Annotated in this window: 15 protein-coding genes; 13 read left to right on the top strand and 2 right to left on the bottom strand. The window is 41.8% G+C overall.

The genetic code is table 11. The features are described 5' to 3' along the window. The 7 genes from CAG57_RS00075 to CAG57_RS00045 all read left to right on the top strand — a co-directional run. Positions 1–274: hypothetical protein (locus tag CAG57_RS00075; RefSeq protein WP_237666053.1), on the top strand; the 274-nt coding region annotated here is incomplete at its 5' end. Between the two features lie 150 nt (positions 275–424). Continuing rightward, positions 425–1048: a hypothetical protein gene (locus CAG57_RS00070; RefSeq protein WP_161427769.1), complete on the top strand. Its 624-nt coding sequence runs from the start codon at positions 425–427 to the stop codon at positions 1046–1048. Continuing rightward, positions 1038–1598, top strand: coding sequence for a FlhC family transcriptional regulator (locus CAG57_RS00065; protein ID WP_148495419.1), 561 nt, complete (start codon positions 1038–1040; stop codon positions 1596–1598). The genes CAG57_RS00070 and CAG57_RS00065 overlap by 11 nt, the downstream gene beginning before the upstream one ends. A 90-nt stretch (positions 1599–1688) precedes the next feature. Beyond that, the gene (gene traN, locus CAG57_RS00060; RefSeq protein ID WP_148495418.1) at positions 1689–4469 is read left to right on the top strand and encodes a conjugal transfer mating pair stabilization protein TraN; all 2781 of its coding nucleotides are present in this window, start codon (positions 1689–1691) and stop codon (positions 4467–4469) included. Between the two features lie 18 nt (positions 4470–4487). After that, entirely contained in the window at positions 4488–4787 is a 300-nt protein-coding gene (locus CAG57_RS00055) for a hypothetical protein (protein WP_039437868.1), read from the top strand. A 121-nt stretch (positions 4788–4908) separates the two neighbouring features. Further along, the gene (locus CAG57_RS00050; protein WP_140342722.1) at positions 4909–5553 is read left to right on the top strand and encodes a recombinase family protein; all 645 of its coding nucleotides are present in this window, start codon (positions 4909–4911) and stop codon (positions 5551–5553) included. Positions 5554–5661: 108 nt separating this feature from the next. Next, the gene (locus tag CAG57_RS00045; RefSeq protein WP_140342721.1) at positions 5662–6291 is read left to right on the top strand and encodes a hypothetical protein; all 630 of its coding nucleotides are present in this window, start codon (positions 5662–5664) and stop codon (positions 6289–6291) included. A 130-nt stretch (positions 6292–6421) separates the two neighbouring features. Here CAG57_RS00045 and CAG57_RS00040 read toward each other — a convergent pair whose 3' ends face one another. Continuing rightward, on the bottom strand, positions 6422–7399 hold the full coding sequence (locus CAG57_RS00040; RefSeq protein WP_140342720.1) for a BsuBI/PstI family type II restriction endonuclease: 978 nt from the start codon (positions 7397–7399) through the stop codon (positions 6422–6424). Positions 7400–7528: 129 nt separating this feature from the next. Between CAG57_RS00040 and CAG57_RS00035 the strand changes: the two genes are divergently transcribed. Beyond that, on the top strand, positions 7529–9040 hold the full coding sequence (locus tag CAG57_RS00035; RefSeq protein WP_161427719.1) for an Eco57I restriction-modification methylase domain-containing protein: 1512 nt from the start codon (positions 7529–7531) through the stop codon (positions 9038–9040). 256 nt (positions 9041–9296) lie between these two features. Here the strand turns inward: CAG57_RS00035 and CAG57_RS00030 are convergent, their stop codons facing one another. Further along, on the bottom strand, positions 9297–10397 hold the full coding sequence (locus CAG57_RS00030) for a tyrosine-type recombinase/integrase (RefSeq protein ID WP_039437880.1): 1101 nt from the start codon (positions 10395–10397) through the stop codon (positions 9297–9299). Between the two features lie 96 nt (positions 10398–10493). Between CAG57_RS00030 and dusA the strand changes: the two genes are divergently transcribed. The 5 genes from dusA (at position 10494) to CAG57_RS00005 (ending at position 16421) form a co-directional block, all read left to right on the top strand. Beyond that, the gene (dusA, locus tag CAG57_RS00025; RefSeq protein WP_202597874.1) at positions 10494–11540 is read left to right on the top strand and encodes a tRNA dihydrouridine(20/20a) synthase DusA; all 1047 of its coding nucleotides are present in this window, start codon (positions 10494–10496) and stop codon (positions 11538–11540) included. 202 nt (positions 11541–11742) lie between these two features. After that, the gene (locus tag CAG57_RS00020; protein ID WP_161427739.1) at positions 11743–11979 is read left to right on the top strand and encodes a hypothetical protein; all 237 of its coding nucleotides are present in this window, start codon (positions 11743–11745) and stop codon (positions 11977–11979) included. Positions 11980–12065: 86 nt separating this feature from the next. Then, positions 12066–13916 carry an assimilatory sulfite reductase (NADPH) flavoprotein subunit gene (locus CAG57_RS00015; RefSeq protein WP_202597873.1) on the top strand — a complete coding sequence of 617 codons (1851 nt, stop codon included), beginning with the start codon at positions 12066–12068 and terminating at the stop codon, positions 13914–13916. Continuing rightward, a complete protein-coding gene (cysI, locus tag CAG57_RS00010) occupies positions 13916–15652 on the top strand; it encodes an assimilatory sulfite reductase (NADPH) hemoprotein subunit (protein WP_161427737.1) in 1737 nt (578 codons plus the stop codon). The genes CAG57_RS00015 and cysI overlap by 1 nt, the downstream gene beginning before the upstream one ends. Next, positions 15645–16421, top strand: coding sequence for a phosphoadenylyl-sulfate reductase (locus CAG57_RS00005; RefSeq protein WP_099610029.1), 777 nt, complete (start codon positions 15645–15647; stop codon positions 16419–16421). Before cysI ends, CAG57_RS00005 begins: the two co-directional genes overlap by 8 nt. The last annotated feature ends 157 nt before the right edge of the window (positions 16422–16578 follow it).

The following is a 16578-nucleotide window of genomic DNA, read 5'->3' as shown; positions in this document are numbered from 1 at the left end:
GTGTAAATTTATATTTAGGTTATTTATGAAACATGTTGATTTATTAAAAATGTTCCGTCAGAACAAAGTTGAAATTGTGATTTTGCGGGAGGTAAGAAAAAACTATTTTCAAATTGAAGTAAACGCTGAGATTCTTATTTCAAAAAGGGGAGGTAGGCGTGAATTGAAAATTGAGACAGCTAAAAAATATTTGGAACAACTAGGGTGTGAAAAATTTGTCGTATTACTAAAGGATGAAAATAATGAAGAGGTTAATTTATTGGGTAGGAGTTAGCTATACGCTGGGTGTAGCAGCAACTGTAACATTCAGCGGTATTGAGACAAAGCAATGGTTATATGCACTAGCGTTTCCGGTCGTGGTTACAGCACTGTTTATTGCTCGTCCTAGCTTAGTCAGAAAAAACTGATAGAGGAGAGTGTTTCAATGACATGTAATAGCAGCTCCTTGATTCCGAAAGTGATAGATCATGCTCAAAAGAGTTTTGGCGTAGCCCGATTCAATGAAAACGTATTTGAATTTGATCTGTGTCTATGGACGCTTTTGAAAAGCCTGTCCAGCCTTTATCCGAAAGAAGTCTCCGAGCAATTTTCTCTTCCACTGGAAACAGTGGAAGCGCTTGCTGGCGCAACAAAACATCAGTTAGAGCTCTTGTCCTCGGGTGTTATTCTGTCTTTCAAGCTTTCATCGCCAGAAAAAACCTATATTTCTCACCTAGAGCAGTCTTTCGATCAAGTTTGTTTAACACCTCCCTCTGACGCAGGATTTGGGACTGCATATTGGTTACTAATGGGAAAAGTTTCGCAGCAAGACATATATATTGCAGCACAAACTTTCGGGGTGTCCGTCAACCTTACAAGGGTCGTGTCTCGAGCTTCTGATAACCAGCTAAGAAACTTAGCATGTAGTAAGGATATTCCATTTTCGATCAGGTTTTCGCCGGAGCTGGTACAAGAAATTCTGGATAGTGACGAACAAAAAGTTACACACCTTATTTTAAAAAAGCATCAACAATCAATAACTACTACGGGAGGCGGCAATGAGTTGTAATTCAAACTCTTTGGCCCGATGGATAACGGCTAGGAACATGGCTTTGGCTGGCTACATAACTAAAATCATCATGGTAGAGACTGGGCTTACCTACAAGCAGGTACGGAGGATGTACAAAGAGCTAGAGGATGAAGGTCTTGAGGTGTTCAGGAAGAGCAGAACTGCGCGTGGAGGTGCAACTCTGATTCACAGCCATACGTCAAAGATTGAAGCATCTTTGCTGATGCAGCTATATTACAATATAGCTGGTGAAGCAGCCCTTCGTTCAATAAACATTGATGCACTCCATGTTGCTTACCAGATGTATTGTGCAATCAGAAATGAGACGCCCGGGATAAAAGGAATTCGTTGGCAGATGCTAGACATCACTGATGCTTGGTGTTTAGCCCAAGAGCTGCGGTCTGGTGAAGCGATGATAGAGACATGTCCTAGCTGTAAGTGCAATTACTTTACATCAGTGAATCAACGAACATCTGTGAATTGCCCTTTCTGCTTAAGCTCACCACAAGCTAGTAGCACAAAAAAAGAAGCAGTGATTACGACAGTTTGATGCCAAATGCACCCTAAATGGGCAATTACAGGTGCGTAAGAATTTTAAATACTGAAATAGCATGAACCATTGAAAATGGAGGTATCATCTATGGTTCATCACCCCACATCAAGGTTTATCTCGTGTGTGCTCATTGTCACTATGTCACTGTTTCCAACCCACGGATATACAAATCAACCAACAAATCCTGCTAAGACTGGTCGAGAAGCTCAAAATTTTGGCCTTGAAATGGCCGCAGAGTTTGAGCAGCCCTCATATGAGGCTGGCAATGTTCACTTTAGCGGCGGTGAAGCCATCAATGTGAATGATCTTTTCCCTGGCACATCAGGCCAGAATGATGATCCGTTAAGTGACTATTTTGCAGACGGTACACAACCTAATGTTGAGGCACTGAAAAATATCTGGGACTCCAGTGATGGGATGGATAATGTAGGGAGCAACACTAAAAGCTCCCTGTGGCATGATGCTAACAGCGATAACCCTTCAGTTTCTGGAGCTGCTTATAAGGTTCTGATCGATGCCACGAACCAGTCCAAGCCCGATTTCAGCAATGATCCGTTGATGAATCTTAGCCGAGAGACGTACGACAATATCGACATAATAGCCGAGGGGTTTGGGGATTGTTCGGCTGAAACCATTATCAAAGATAAAACCATTAAGTCACATGTGCCTGATTATTATACATGTGACCGACTGTATAAGCCTAAAGGTAACTGTGCTATCACTCACACTATAGAGATTGCCGCAGAACCAGCTGATATAGTCTTTCTTATTGATAATTCAGGTTCAATGGGTGGAGTCATTCACGACTTAAGGAACAACGTAGGGGCTTTTGCTCAATTGCTAACACAAGATGGTAGTGATGATTTAAGGCTTGGAGGTGCTGTTTACAGGCACAGTGATTATATCTTTAATCGTGTGGAATTGACTCCGGATTTTAACGCTTTTAAAACTTGGCTAGATGGCGTGAATGCAGCTAGTGCACCAACTTACCCATTTGATGCTATTACATGGGCTGCGAATCATTACCAATGGCGTGGAGGGGATATTCGAAAGGTTCTTGTGTTAGTGGGGAACGATGATTCCGCTGGAAATAAGTCAGCAGCAATCTCTGCACTAGCTTCAAATCAAGTCGAGCTTTTTTCTTTTCACAACAGTGGGGAAGTAAAGAGCATTGGTACACCATTAGCTGATTACTTCTCAGGGCCTTTACTGTTAAAGTTTGCGCAAAATCTTACCGTTGTCTCCGATAGATGGACACCTCAAAGTTGCATTGAGAATGGGATTGCTTCATTAGAGGAGTTCTGTACGGGTTCTTATAGTTCTTCACCATCTAATGATGATACGTGCGTAATGCTTTCTGGCTTCCAAGTATGTAAAGGCGATCCTGTTTATAATTTACTCGGTGAACCGCCTCTGCCCAATGTACCTAAGTTAGCTGCACGTGTAGATGTCTCACAATTAGAATGCTCATTTAACCAGGGGCAAGGAACTTGTTGGTTCGATAAAGATGGCAACGAGCAATGCCTGGAAAATTACCAAGATATTGAGCAGTGTAAAAAATACGAAGATAACCCCCAATGTGGTTTCATTAGCTCAGAGTGTGTTGATGGAGCGAGAGGCTCACAAGGTAACTGTTATGTACATGAAGAGAAATATGATTGTGGTTACGATGTAGAAGTACCTAGCTTAGAAAAAGAAACCGAGTATTCATGTGGTGGGCCAATCCGATGTATGGGGGATGATTGCCTTGATATAAACAAAACTCAGAGTGCTGATTTTGCAAGAGCTTCGGCATTGTTAAATGCAGCACAGTTCATGACTCAGGATATGAGCTGTGAAGATATTACAGGAGAGAACAACACATATTGTAAAGCGTTTAGTGGTGATCAAGGCGAGTGTAAGGTAGCGGTTGGCGGCGCTCAGGATTGTTGTGAAAAGCCTAGTGGCTTATCTATGGGAGATTACCTAGCACTCATCATGTCAGTGCCAAAACTGGATGGTGCAATTCTTTCTCTTCAAGATGGCAGTGCCATAAAAGGTGCGTATCAGGCAATACGTGATCCTGCAATAACTGGGTGGACCGAAATAACGAAACCTTTCACTTCTTACATGGAAAATATTACAGGCGCGATAGATAACTTTACACAACCTATAACAGATGTTGCTAAGGAAGCTATTCAAGCACTAAAAGATCAAGTCTCTAAAATCACAGGTCAGGCTCTCGGGAATGCATCTACAACAGGTAGCGCAGGGGTTCCGATTGATGCCTCAGAGGGAATGATGGAACAGATGATAGGCAATCCAGCGGCTAGTGTTCTCAATGGTATTATGACGGCCTATACGGCTTACGTGGTCGCCATGATGGTCATTCAAATTGTTTGGGAATGTGAAGATAAAGAATTTGAGCTTAATGCAAAAAGAGCTTTGAATAGTTGCCATCAGGTTGGGTCATATTGCAAAACAAAAGTGCTTGGTGCTTGTATCGAGAAGCGCCAAACTTACTGTTGTTTCAGTTCGCCATTATCAAAAATTATCCAGCAACAAATCAGACCGCAGTTGGGCTTGAGTTGGGGTTCTGCGAAGGCTCCTCAATGTGACGGCATTCCTTTGAATCGTTTAGCTGAGGTTGACTGGGAGCAAGTAAACCTCGATGAATGGTTAGGATTGTTACAGGCGAATGGTAAGTTTCCAGAGTCATCTGCGATTGACCTTGATAGCTTAACTGGTGCTGGGAGTATTTTTAATACCGATGGCACTCGTTTGAATGCGGTAGACAGAACACACAAAAGGCTTGATGGAGTCGATTTAGAACGCATTCGACGAGAGAGTGCTAGTTCAATTTTGATTGATGCTGGAGCAAGTAATTAGAGTTTGGGGAGAGGGATAATGGAACTTTGGATTTGGTTCATGGGTTTGTTAACGGTGATCGCTATTGTTGGAGGGATCTTCTTATATACAAAGCGTATTTATGAAAAATCCCATTCAGAGTGGAGGGTAGGCACTATGGATAAGCAGAAGGCTCGGTATCGTGTAGTCGTTCAATACTTAGAGACAGGCGATGCATTTATTGAGTTGCCAAACGATTTATTGAAGCAAGTTGATTGGGGGGAAGGAGACGAACTGGAATGGAAAGCGCTGGAAAATGGTTCATTTGAGTTGGGGAAAATCACAAAGTTAGAAGATTAATAGTATGACATTTAGGTATACTCTATGGTCATAGATGAAAAGTGGCAGTTTTTATATATTTGTCATAACCTATATGTCACACTGCATTAGATCATAACTTAAATGTCACTTGGGGCAGATTATGTACATATTTGGCTACCTTAGAGCATCAACAAGTGACCAAAATGCAAAACGAGCACAGAGTACCTTACAGAAGTTTGTACAGGATAAGGGATTTCGTATCGCTGGATGGTACATTGAAAATGAATCAGGAGCTTCGCTGCAAAGACCTGAACTTCTTCGTTTACTTGATGATGCTGCGAAAGGTGATGCAATCATCATTGAACAGATAGACAGGCTTTCTCGCCTAGATGAGAAAAGCTGGTTCACCTTAAAAGAAATGCTGCACGAAAAAGAACTCAAAGTGATTAGCCTGGATTTGCCAACTAGCCATATTGCATTCTCTCCCCAAATCACTGATGAATTTACCGGATCGATGATCAAAGCGATAAATAGCATGATGATGGATATGCTCGCAGCTATCGCGAGAAAAGATTATCAAGATCGCCGCCGCCGTCAGGCTGAAGGAATTCATAAGGCGAAAGAGGAAGGGAAATATCGAGGACGACAGGTTGACGCAGATCTACACGAAAAAATCTATCAGCTAAGAGTCGTCAATAAGCTGAGTATTCGTGATACAGCCAAACTGACTAATGTGTCAGATCGTACGGTAATTCGGGTTGCTAAGAAGTTGTCAACTGATCGTTCTTCCAATTGGGAAGCTTAGCGTTTTGTTTTAAGCGTGATAGTGATAACAATCTAATGGCATTTGCATTCTATCTATTTGTGAAATGAATTAAAATTTTGCTGACCGTTACTATTAAAAGAGGAATATATGAAGTTTAAAGCAGTTGGTTGTGTTTTATTGGCGTCGGTCTTCATGGCTGGATGTCAATCAACATCAATGACAAAAACGAAAGAAACAAAAAAAAGTTATGTGATTTATGATGTCAAGGTCGACAAATCTGTTTCACCAAGTGAAATGGCAAAAGCGATTAAAACTGCTTTACAAGCCAGTACATCATCCGTTCGAATTGTAGAAGACCTCCCGCCATATCCCCTTCCAGAAGAATCCCCTAGATTTCAGTTGACCAACCCTTTTGGCAAAAGCTCTGGTTTGGCTGCTTTGGCCGGAAACATGACTATTCCGACTTGTGAGGGGGCTTTGGTTTATGCCCAGGCTGCTGATACATCAATGTCTCAACATGGTGAAAATACACAGTTTTACACGTGTTTATGGCAATACAAAGAAGGTTACCATGTTGATATATACACACAATTTCAAATTGAGTCAGGCGGCTTGGCTAATTTAGGTCAAGATTTAGTCCGTGGTGTCATGGGGGATTCTAGCCAGTTTATCCCAAGAACAATTGGGAATATTAAGTCTAATCTTGAAGCATTAAATGTAAAGGCTGATTTAGTAGATGCATATCCTGATAGCCTTCTTCAAGAACTGAAAAATTAATTACTGACTATCCTATTCTTCTTAAGATTAAAAAAGCCCAACACTTTCTCTTAGGGCTTTTTTATTTGTCATGGTATTTATTAAATACATTAAAATTAAGAGCGTTTTATAAATAATAGAAACATCAGAGCTATATCTTCGGTTTGTTATCATGAGGACCAAGAAATCGATCACCATTGAAGTGGATCATATGATCAGGGTTATCAGCAATCCAAACTTCAGTTTCCCATGCGATATCAGCAGCATTTTTTCTAAATTCAGCGCGATGAGGAAAAGCAGTTACGTACACACGCCCAACTGAGCAACCCTTCAAGGCCGCCTCTAGCTCAATCCATCGCTTAGGACTAACGGGGCCATGACTAGTTACTGCCTCAATCAAGAATAACCATTTACGTTTTTCATCATAAACAACAACGTCAGGTAGCTTATCGTGAGACATAGGAGGAACGTTTAATGATTCGAGATATTCAGTTTCAAGGACCATATGCTTTCCCCCTTCATCACGGCTACTCGCGGTATCACCGATGTAAAGGACTTTACCACCATCACCCACAAATCTAGGGCAAAATTCATGCACAATATCAGCGTGAAGTTGGTTGTGAGCACCAGGGGAAAGTTTAATTTCATTCCCGTCGGGTAAGAGAACGGGAATCTTCTCTTTGTTTAAAGTGCGTTCATACATCTCTTGCAGTGTTGGGACATCATCAAGGAAATTTTTAACAAGCTTTTTCCAATTTCCGTCAGGGTATGCGTGAAGAATCTCGATGATAGGTTTATTCAATGAGTAGTTATTGTCTTTACTATTTGTTGCTCTCGCTGGGTTATCACGGTTTCGATCAACGATTTGAGCTTGGTCAAACTGATGTAAAGTCTGCCTTCTAATCGTTTCACGAGAGTTTGGCTTGTAGTCTTTACCATACTCAGAACGTATAAAATCCATAATATCAACGGTCGGCAGAAGCGGAGCTGTTGCTGCGCTCCAATCGTCTTTAGGTTTAACATTAGCAAGCGCCAGAAAGACCCAAGCAGATCTATCATTGTATTGTTGCTTAGGCAATCCTAAGGCTTTGAGAATTTCTTTAGCTTGTTCTAATTTTGCATCTTTCATTTTCTTTAATTATCAGCCACTAAACTAATAGGTACCACAATGTAACCTATGTGCAGGTTTTTTTCTTCCTTTTGTGCAGGTTTTTTGCGATACTTGCCGTACCACAAACCACTGTATAAAAAGACATGTATGGCTGAATTAGCTCAAAATCTACCCCTTAACTTAAATGACATTGCGGATGTGAACCGAGTTGAGGCAAATGGAAAACTCGACGAGAAGCTTAGGGGGAAGTTGGGCCAGTTTATGTCATCATCTGCTGTATCGAAGCTTCTCGCCGATATGTTTGAGAATTTAGAAGGCGAACACCGTTTACTTGATGCAGGTGCAGGGGTAGGCTCGTTAACAGCTGCGTTTGTCGAGCGTGTTAAGAACGATGCTGTGAGCATTGAATCAACTTGCTTTGAATTATCAAGTGTAATGAATCATTATCTCTCTGATACATTAAAACATTGTTCAAATACGTGTGACTCATATGGTATCCAGTGGACTCAAACTGTAGTTGAAGAAGATTTTATTGAATATTCAGTGGGACTACTATCAAGCGATAATTTCAGCCCAAGCTATAACAAAGCTATTTTAAACCCACCTTACTTAAAAATAGCAGCAGGGGGCTCAGAGCGAGCTGAACTACGAAAGGTTGGTTTTGAAACTGGTAATCTTTACTCAGCGTTTGTTGGATTGGCTATCAAGCTGTTGGAAGATGGTGGTGAGCTTGTTGCAATTACCCCACGTTCGTTCTGTAATGGTCCATACTTCAACGATTTTCGTAGATTATTGCTAGATTCTTGCTCCATCAACAAAATTCACGTATTCAACAGTCGAAAATCAGCATTTAAAGCTGATAAAGTGCTACAAGAGAACGTTATTTACCATTTAACAAAGGGGGAACCACAACGAGACACGGTTATAGTTACTTCTAGCTCTTGCGCCGAAGATACAAATCCGTATGTTTATGAAGTGTCATTTGAAAAAATAGTAAGTAACAACAATCCGGAGCGTTTTATTCACATCATCACCGATGAAGAAGAGCTGAATGTAGCGGCTAGGGCAGGTTGTTTGCCATGTTCACTAGAAGATCTTGGTATACAGGCAAGCACAGGTAAAGTTGTAGATTTCCGCACTAGAGAAAATTTAAGCGCAGAGTTTGTTGATGGTTCTGTGCCTTTGATTTTTCCACAGCATCTACAAAAATGTACAATCGAATGGCCAATAGTAAATTCGAAAAAACCGAACGCTATTTTAAACAACGACAACACTGCTAATCTGATGGTTAAGAATGGTACTTACGTTTTAACTCGCAGACTCACAGCTAAAGAAGAGAAACGAAGAATCGTTGCGTCAATCTATACAGCTGATATTGCTGATGTTGATGTCGTGGGTTTTGAAAATAAGACAAACTACTTTCACGCATTGGGTAAGCCATTAGATGACGATCTTGCAAAAGGTCTTTGGGTGTTTTTGAACAGTACTTTAGTTGATAAATACTTTCGACAAATGAACGGCCACACTCAAGTAAATGCCACAGATCTAAGAACTTTACGCTACCCAACAAGAGAACAGCTTATCGCTATGGGTAAGAAAGTTGATTTTGAAGAGTTTAGCCAAGAAGCTGTAGATCAAATTATTGAGCATTTTCTTTAGTAGATACAAAATTTATCTAGCTAATTGTTGCTATCTACAATTCATTGGTTTTACGCTTCGTTTTAAGTAAACATATTTTTCTAAACATGAGTGACTGCGTATTTTTATACTTAATGTCACTCATGTTTAGCTCGGCATAAAAGGCATTGGGCTGTCTGAACTGAAATTGTATTTTCAGGGTATCTCTGCTTCCAATCTAAATATTAGTAATCAAACTTTACGCCTAGGTTACATGCACTTAGTTTATTAAAGATAATTAGACTATCTTTTCTGATAATAGCTTTTGTCTTTGAAGTAAATTGAATTTTTCATGGACGCGATTTGGAAAAAGCTCCGTGTAAATTTGCCAAAGGGTGTTTAGATTTCTATGCCCTGTCACCTGAGCAACTTCTTCAATCGAGAAGCCTTGTTCAAACAAGCGACTTGCACCCTCTCGTCTTAGGTCGTGATATCTAAGATCTTGGATACCTAGGGAATTTCTTACACGTTCGAAACCTCTAGAAACGCTTTTACTTATATAGGGAAAAATACGGTCATTTGTTCTGGGCTGCCTATTCAAAATTTCCCAAGCTTCCCCTAAAAGTGGAACCCACATATGATTCCCTCCTTTTTTACGGGGATCTTTACGATCTCGAACCTTAACAGCTCTAGTTCCTTCGTCCACGTCTTCCCAGAGAATTTTGCACACCTCTCCAATTCGCATACAGCTCAAAATAGAAAAATCCAGAATATCTAAATACGGGATATGGGCAGCACGATGTTCTTGTCTTTTCTTAAGTTCTATCTTGAGTCTTTCCAACTCTGACGTTGCAGGGCGTCGGCTTCTTCGGTTTGATTTGGCGATTAGATTGTGTTGATAAAGAGTATAGTAAGCTTCCTGTACGACAGAATCGTTAACATCTATATCAAAAACTGGCTTTGCTGCTTTAAGAACACTGCGAAGATATGAAATATCACCGGATACTGTTTGAGGACTGGTCCCTGCGTCATTACGATCTTTACAGTGCTGAACTAGGTTGGCAACGGTCAACTTGTTCGCTTGGATTTTTGCTAATTCTGTATCGATTAGCATGTTGAGACCGTAACGTTTTGAACGACCAATACTTTGCGCAATGTGAGGTTCATTTAAGTACATGATGATCAGTTCTCGAAGAGTGACTTCCGGGGATTTGCCTGGTAAGCCATGCGTTTCGAGTTTGGATACAAGCGCTGTCCCCCATGCTTTTGCGTCGGCTTTTTTCCCGAAAGTACGAGATTCACGATATACTACTTCATTACCTTTTTTTAATCGAACAACACATCTATATCGCAGCACCCCTTTGCTAGTTTTACGTTTCTCCAATGTAAAGCTGGCCATCTATGGTTCCTTGATAGTTGTTTGAATGCGTGCCCCATATATTATGGGATACATATGGGGCACGCAATAGCGAAAAATGATTGAGAATAATTGAAAATGAATCGAGAACAGAAAATACATAATTCTTTGCAAAATATAGACTTGTCTAGTAATATTGATGTGTCAAAGAGTTGGAAATTTAGCGTAGCTCCCATGCTCGATTGGACTGATCGTCACTGTCGCTATTTCCACCGTATCTTGTCCAAGAATGCACTGTTGTATACTGAGATGGTAACGACGGGTGCCATTATCCATGGTAAAGGTGACTTCTTGATGTTTAATGAAGAAGAGCATCCGGTTTCGCTACAATTGGGCGGTTCTAATCCAGCCGAGCTGGCAACCTGTGCCAAACTCGCGTTGGAACGTGGTTATGACGAAATTAATCTTAACGTTGGTTGTCCATCTGATCGAGTACAAAATGGACGTTTCGGTGCTTGCCTGATGCGAGAGGCGGACTTGGTTGCGCAGTGTGTATCGGCGATGAAAGATGTTGTTGATATTCCGGTGACGGTAAAAACACGTATCGGTATCGATGATCAAGATAGCTACGCCTTTCTGGTTGATTTTGTACGTACTGTGAGTGAAAAAGGTGGCTGTGATAACTTCACGATTCATGCACGTAAAGCTTGGTTGTCCGGCCTTAGCCCGAAAGAAAACCGTGAAATTCCACCGTTAGATTACCCGCGTGTGTACCAACTGAAGCAAGATTTTCCTCATCTAACGATAGCGATTAACGGTGGTATCAAATCGCTGGAAGAAGCAGAAGAGCATTTGAACTATCTTGACGGTGTGATGATTGGTCGAGAGGCTTACCAAAGCCCCTATCTGTTGGCCGAAGTGGATAATTGTTTATTTGGTAGCAATGAGCCGATCATTAAACGCAGTGAGGTTGTTAAAGCCATGTTTCCTTACATTGAAGCTGAACTGAGTAAAGGGACTTATTTAAACCATATCAGTCGCCATATGTTGGGGCTATTCCAGAATATGCCTGGTGCGCGTCAATGGCGACGTTATATTAGTGAAAATGCACATAAACCTGGTTCTGGAATTGAAGTGCTGGAACAGGCGTTGGCGAAAGTGCCTTATCAAGACTTAGATGTGTAAATATTACCATCTCCTTTCTATTGGAAAATTCTGCAGTGTTGGCTACGTTTAGTGGCTGCTCACGGGGTGCCTCTACCTAAAACTTCAACAAGTTGTTTGGGTACCCTCGTTAGAGCTGGCTAATTTTATCGTTTCATTCGCAATTTGTGCTAAATACGCCATTCTTAAGATAACGGATTGAGCAACAGTTGCGAGAGACCTCATGACGATCACGGAATTAAGAAATCTTTATCGAGAGCAGCTTCTTATTGAAGCGGTTATAGAGCCTTCTTCTGAAGAAGGTGCTTGGATTGTAGAGTTTCGCCACCAGAGAGGAGGGCTTGTTTTATTAACGGATGCGAATGGCGAAGAGTGCCATTATTCCGATTTAGATGCGGCATCTAAAACAGCCATGGCGGTTGGATTTAAACAGGTACGAGTGGAAGGGCGAGTTGATTAAACGGTTTCTTACTTCCAAAAAGTTATAAAACATTCTCTTCTATTCTTTCTTGTTATTAACGAGAGTGGTTAACCTATCGTCACGCAATGAATAAGGACGTCGTGACAATGTCTTCAGGAAATACCTTACCACAAGAATTGGCATCGTTAGCCAGCCCAATCAACGACTCTCAGCTTTCACTACTGCAGCAAACGGCAACGGAACTATCGCCGCATCAATTGGCTTGGTTGAGCGGTTATTTTTGGGGGTTAAGTCAAGCGCCGGCTAATCGTGTTGGTGCTGCGGTGTCTCAAGCTCTATCAATAACTTCGACGCCACAGGGCCAATTAACCATTATTTTTGCTTCGCAAACCGGTAATGCCAAAGGGGTTGCGCAGCAGCTTCAACGCGAAGCACAAGCGTTAGGTATTAAGGCGCAGTTATTTGATGCCAGCGATTACAAAGGCAAAGATCTGGCGAAAGAAACGCACGTGATCATTGTCGCCTCAACCAATGGTGAAGGTGAAGCGCCTGATAATGCATTGGTCTTACATGAGTTTTTACAATCTAAAAAAGCGTCTAAATTGCCGCACTTAAAATATGGCGTGATTGGTTTAGGAGACTCAAGTTATGAGTTTTTCTGTCAAACGGGTAAAGATTTTGATTTGTTTTTAGAAAAGTTAGGTGCGCAGCGTTTTATTGAGCGCATCGATTGTGATGTCGATTACGCGCAACCCGCGGCTGAATGGCAGGCGAAAGCGCTACAAGTGGTGCAACAAGCTCTATCTTCTGATCAGGGGCAGGTTGTACAGCTTCCGCTTAGTCAAATTGATGCCAAGCAAGCGAGCTATTCAAAACAAAATCCATATGTGGCTACCTTGTTAACTAGCCAAAAAATTACCGGTCGTGACTCCGGAAAAGAGGTACGACACATTGAGATCGATTTAACCGATTCAGGGTTAACTTATCAGCCTGGTGATGCACTGGGTGTCTGGTATGAGAACAATCCTCAATTAGTGCAACAGATCTTAACGCTGGTCGGTTTAACTGGTGATGAGCAGGTTGCAGTCGACGGCTCGCCATGCACTGTCTATGATGCGTTAGTTTACCATTATGAGATCACTGCATCTAACCCTCAGTTTATTAGTCAATATGCCGAATTGTCAGTCAGTAAAAAGTTGCAAAAACTGGTCGAAAATAAAGACAAGCTTCGTGAGTATTCAGCGCAGACGCAAATTATTGATGTATTAAAAGAGAAAAAATGTGCCTTGTCGGCTGATCAGTTGATCGGTTTACTGCGCCGATTAACCCCTCGATTATATTCAATCGCTTCTAGCCAATCGGAAGTGGATGAAGAAGTACATCTCACCGTTGCCGTGGTTGAATATTCGGTTAATGACGAGCTGCGTCAAGGTGGTGCATCGAGCTTTATTGCTCATCAATTGGCTGAAGGCGAGCAGGTAAAAATCTTTGTAGAAGCCAATAACCATTTCAAACTCCCAGAAGATGATAATACGCCAATTATTATGATTGGCCCCGGAACCGGGATTGCGCCTTTCCGCAGTTTTATTCAAGAGCGAGATAATCGGGCTGCGCCGGGGAAAAACTGGTTATTTTTTGGCGATCGCACCTTTACCCAAGATTTTCTCTATCAGCTTGAGTTTCAGAAATACCTTAAATCTGGTGTGTTAACCCGTTTGGATGTGGCATTCAGCCGAGATCAACATGAAAAAGTTTATGTGCAACATCGTTTGTTAGAACAAGCTGAGCAAGTTTGGCAATGGATTGAACAAGGAGCTTACCTTTATGTATGTGGCGACGCTCAGTATATGGCGAAAGATGTTCATCAAGCTCTGATTACGATTGCCATCCAGCAAGGTGGTTTAGACAAAGATCAAGCAGAACAATTTATTAATGATTTACGTAAAGCGAAGCGTTACCAAAGGGATGTTTACTAATGAGCACTAAACCACAATCGCCACAGCAAGAAGTATTAGGCCAAGTATTGGGGCCATTCTCGGATAACGAACGTTTAAAGCGAGAAAGTAATTTTTTACGGGGTACGATCGAGCAGGATCTGCAAGATCGTATTACCGGTGGATTTAGCGCGGATAATTTTCAGTTGATCCGTTTTCACGGTATGTATCAGCAAGATGATCGCGATATTCGTAACGAACGAACCAAGCAAAAATTAGAGCCTCTACATAATGTGATGTTACGAGCTCGTATGCCGGGAGGGATTATTACTCCTCAGCAGTGGTTGGCGATAGATAAGTTTGCTAGTGAGCATTCTCTTTATGGCAGCATTCGTTTAACTACGCGGCAGACGTTTCAGTTTCATGGCGTGTTAAAGCCTAATATTAAGTTGATGCACCAAACGCTGAATAGCATTGGTATTGATTCGATTGCTACGGCTGGTGATGTGAACCGCAATGTGTTGTGTACTTCAAACCCTGTCGAATCTGAATTGCACCAAGAAGCTTATCAGTGGGCGAAAAAAATCAGTGAACATCTATTACCGAAAACGCGTGCTTACGCCGAAATTTGGTTGGATGGCGAAAAGGTAGAAACCACAGAAGATGATGAGCCTATTTTAGGTCAGCACTATCTACCACGTAAGTTTAAAACGACAGTGGTGATCCCGCCGCAAAATGATGTCGACGTTCATGCCAATGATCTGAATTTTGTCGCGATTGCTGAGCATGGCAAATTAGTTGGTTTCAATGTGCTGGTGGGCGGCGGTTTGGCGATGACGCATGGCGATACGTCAACCTATCCGCGCCGTGCGGATGATTTTGGCTTTATTCCTTTAGAGAAAACCTTAGAGGTTGCAGCAGCAGTGATCACAACTCAGCGTGACTGGGGTAACCGCTCTAATCGTAAAAACGCCAAAACCAAATACACTTTAGATAGAGTGGGTGTTGAGGTCTTTAAAGCTGAAGTTGAAAAACGTGCAGGTATTCAATTTGCGCCAAGTCGTCCCTATCAATTTACCGAACGTGGCGATCGCATCGGTTGGATAGAAGGTATTGACGGTAAGCATCACCTAACGCTGTTTATTGAAAATGGCCGTTTATTGGACTTCCCAGGTAAACCATTGAAAACCGGTGTCGCTGAAATCGCTAAGATCCATCAGGGTGATTTTCGTATGACAGCCAATCAAAATCTGATTGTCGCTGGCGTGGCAGCGGAAGATAAAGCAGAGATTGAACAGATCGCTCGGCTACATGGTTTAATCAATGATCAGGTCAGCGAGCAGCGTAAGAATTCGATGGCCTGTGTGTCATTCCCAACTTGTCCATTGGCGATGGCCGAAGCTGAGCGCTTTTTGCCTCAGTTTGTCACCGATATCGAGAATCTCCTGAGCAAGCATGGCTTACCAAAAGAAGACAATATTATCTTGCGTGTTACAGGATGTCCGAATGGCTGTGGACGTGCAATGCTTGCCGAAGTCGGCTTAGTTGGCAAAGCACCGGGGCGTTACAATCTTCATTTAGGGGGCAATCGAGCGGGAACTCGTATCCCTAAAATGTATAAAGAGAACATTACTGATCGGCAGATCTTACAAGAGCTGGATGCATTGATTGGCCGTTGGGCAGATGAGCGAAATGCTGATGAAGGATTTGGTGACTTTACTATTCGTGTCGGAATTATAGAAGAGGTGGTTATCTCTAAGAGGGATTTTTATGCCTAAGCGTCCTATTTTAACCCTCGAGCTTGAGCATCTATTAACATTGAGTAAGGTCGAGCAAACGCTCTACCTTGCCGAGTTAAATGGCTATCTTGAGACACTGACCGCTCAGCAGCGCGTTGCATGGGCTTTCGAACATCTTGAAGGGAGTCATGTACTTTCATCGAGTTTTGGCATTCAAGCAGCATTAATGTTGCATTTGGTTTCGCAAATCAAACCTGATATTCAGGTTATTTTGACTGATACTGGGTATTTGTTCCCAGAAACGTATCAATTCATCGATCAATTAACCGAAAGTCTCAACTTGAACTTGCATGTTGTAAGCGCAGAGCTGACACCTGCTTGGCAGGAAGCTAAATACGGTAAGCTTTGGGAGCAAGGGATTAAGGGTATTGAGCGTTATAACGCTATCAATAAAGTAGAGCCGCTACGTCGAGCTTTTGATGAGCTTAGGGTCAGTACATGGTTTTCTGGCCTACGCCGCGAGCAGTCTCAATCGCGAGCCAATTTACCGATTCTTTCAATTCAAAATAATGTTTTTAAATTTTTACCAGTGATCGACTGGAGTAATAAAGAGGTTCATTACTATTTAAAAGAGAATAACCTTCCGTACCATCCATTATGGGAGCAAGGTTATCTTTCGGTTGGTGACTGGCATACCACTCGGCAATGGAAACCAGGAATGAATGAAGAAGAGACTCGATTTTTCGGTTTAAAACGGGAATGTGGCCTTCATGAAGAAGTGAAAGAAGATCATGGTTCTGGAATATAAAGGCATAAATGTGCATAACTTTGTGGGTAACGTGTTGGCTTTGTATTGATAAAATTGGATAAATAAGGGGTTGGCTAAAAAATGCCCCTTTAAGTATTATTTTTACTATTTTCATTAAATAACGCTTGCCAAGATTAAACGGTTCTCTATAATGCGA

The organism is Vibrio sp. V30_P3S12P165 (assembly GCF_009904905.1).
Classification (GTDB): Bacteria; Pseudomonadota; Gammaproteobacteria; order Enterobacterales; family Vibrionaceae; genus Vibrio; species Vibrio fujianensis.
This window is presented reverse-complemented; position numbering and strand designations above follow the sequence as displayed.

Excerpts from the sequence above, each read along its gene's own strand:
- CAG57_RS00070 (WP_161427769.1), top strand. The coding sequence starts at position 425 with ATGACATGTAATAGCAGCTCCTTGATTCCGAAAGTGATAGATCATGCT.
- CAG57_RS00065 (WP_148495419.1), top strand. The coding sequence starts at position 1,038 with ATGAGTTGTAATTCAAACTCTTTGGCCCGATGGATAACGGCTAGGAAC.
- traN (WP_148495418.1), top strand. The coding sequence starts at position 1,689 with ATGGTTCATCACCCCACATCAAGGTTTATCTCGTGTGTGCTCATTGTC.
- CAG57_RS00055 (WP_039437868.1), top strand. The coding sequence starts at position 4,488 with ATGGAACTTTGGATTTGGTTCATGGGTTTGTTAACGGTGATCGCTATT.
- CAG57_RS00050 (WP_140342722.1), top strand. The coding sequence starts at position 4,909 with ATGTACATATTTGGCTACCTTAGAGCATCAACAAGTGACCAAAATGCA.
- CAG57_RS00045 (WP_140342721.1), top strand. The coding sequence starts at position 5,662 with ATGAAGTTTAAAGCAGTTGGTTGTGTTTTATTGGCGTCGGTCTTCATG.
- CAG57_RS00040 (WP_140342720.1), bottom strand. The coding sequence starts at position 7,399 with ATGAAAGATGCAAAATTAGAACAAGCTAAAGAAATTCTCAAAGCCTTA.
- CAG57_RS00035 (WP_161427719.1), top strand. The coding sequence starts at position 7,529 with ATGGCTGAATTAGCTCAAAATCTACCCCTTAACTTAAATGACATTGCG.
- CAG57_RS00030 (WP_039437880.1), bottom strand. The coding sequence starts at position 10,397 with ATGGCCAGCTTTACATTGGAGAAACGTAAAACTAGCAAAGGGGTGCTG.
- dusA (WP_202597874.1), top strand. The coding sequence starts at position 10,494 with ATGAATCGAGAACAGAAAATACATAATTCTTTGCAAAATATAGACTTG.
- CAG57_RS00020 (WP_161427739.1), top strand. The coding sequence starts at position 11,743 with ATGACGATCACGGAATTAAGAAATCTTTATCGAGAGCAGCTTCTTATT.
- CAG57_RS00015 (WP_202597873.1), top strand. The coding sequence starts at position 12,066 with ATGAATAAGGACGTCGTGACAATGTCTTCAGGAAATACCTTACCACAA.
- cysI (WP_161427737.1), top strand. The coding sequence starts at position 13,916 with ATGAGCACTAAACCACAATCGCCACAGCAAGAAGTATTAGGCCAAGTA.
- CAG57_RS00005 (WP_099610029.1), top strand. The coding sequence starts at position 15,645 with ATGCCTAAGCGTCCTATTTTAACCCTCGAGCTTGAGCATCTATTAACA.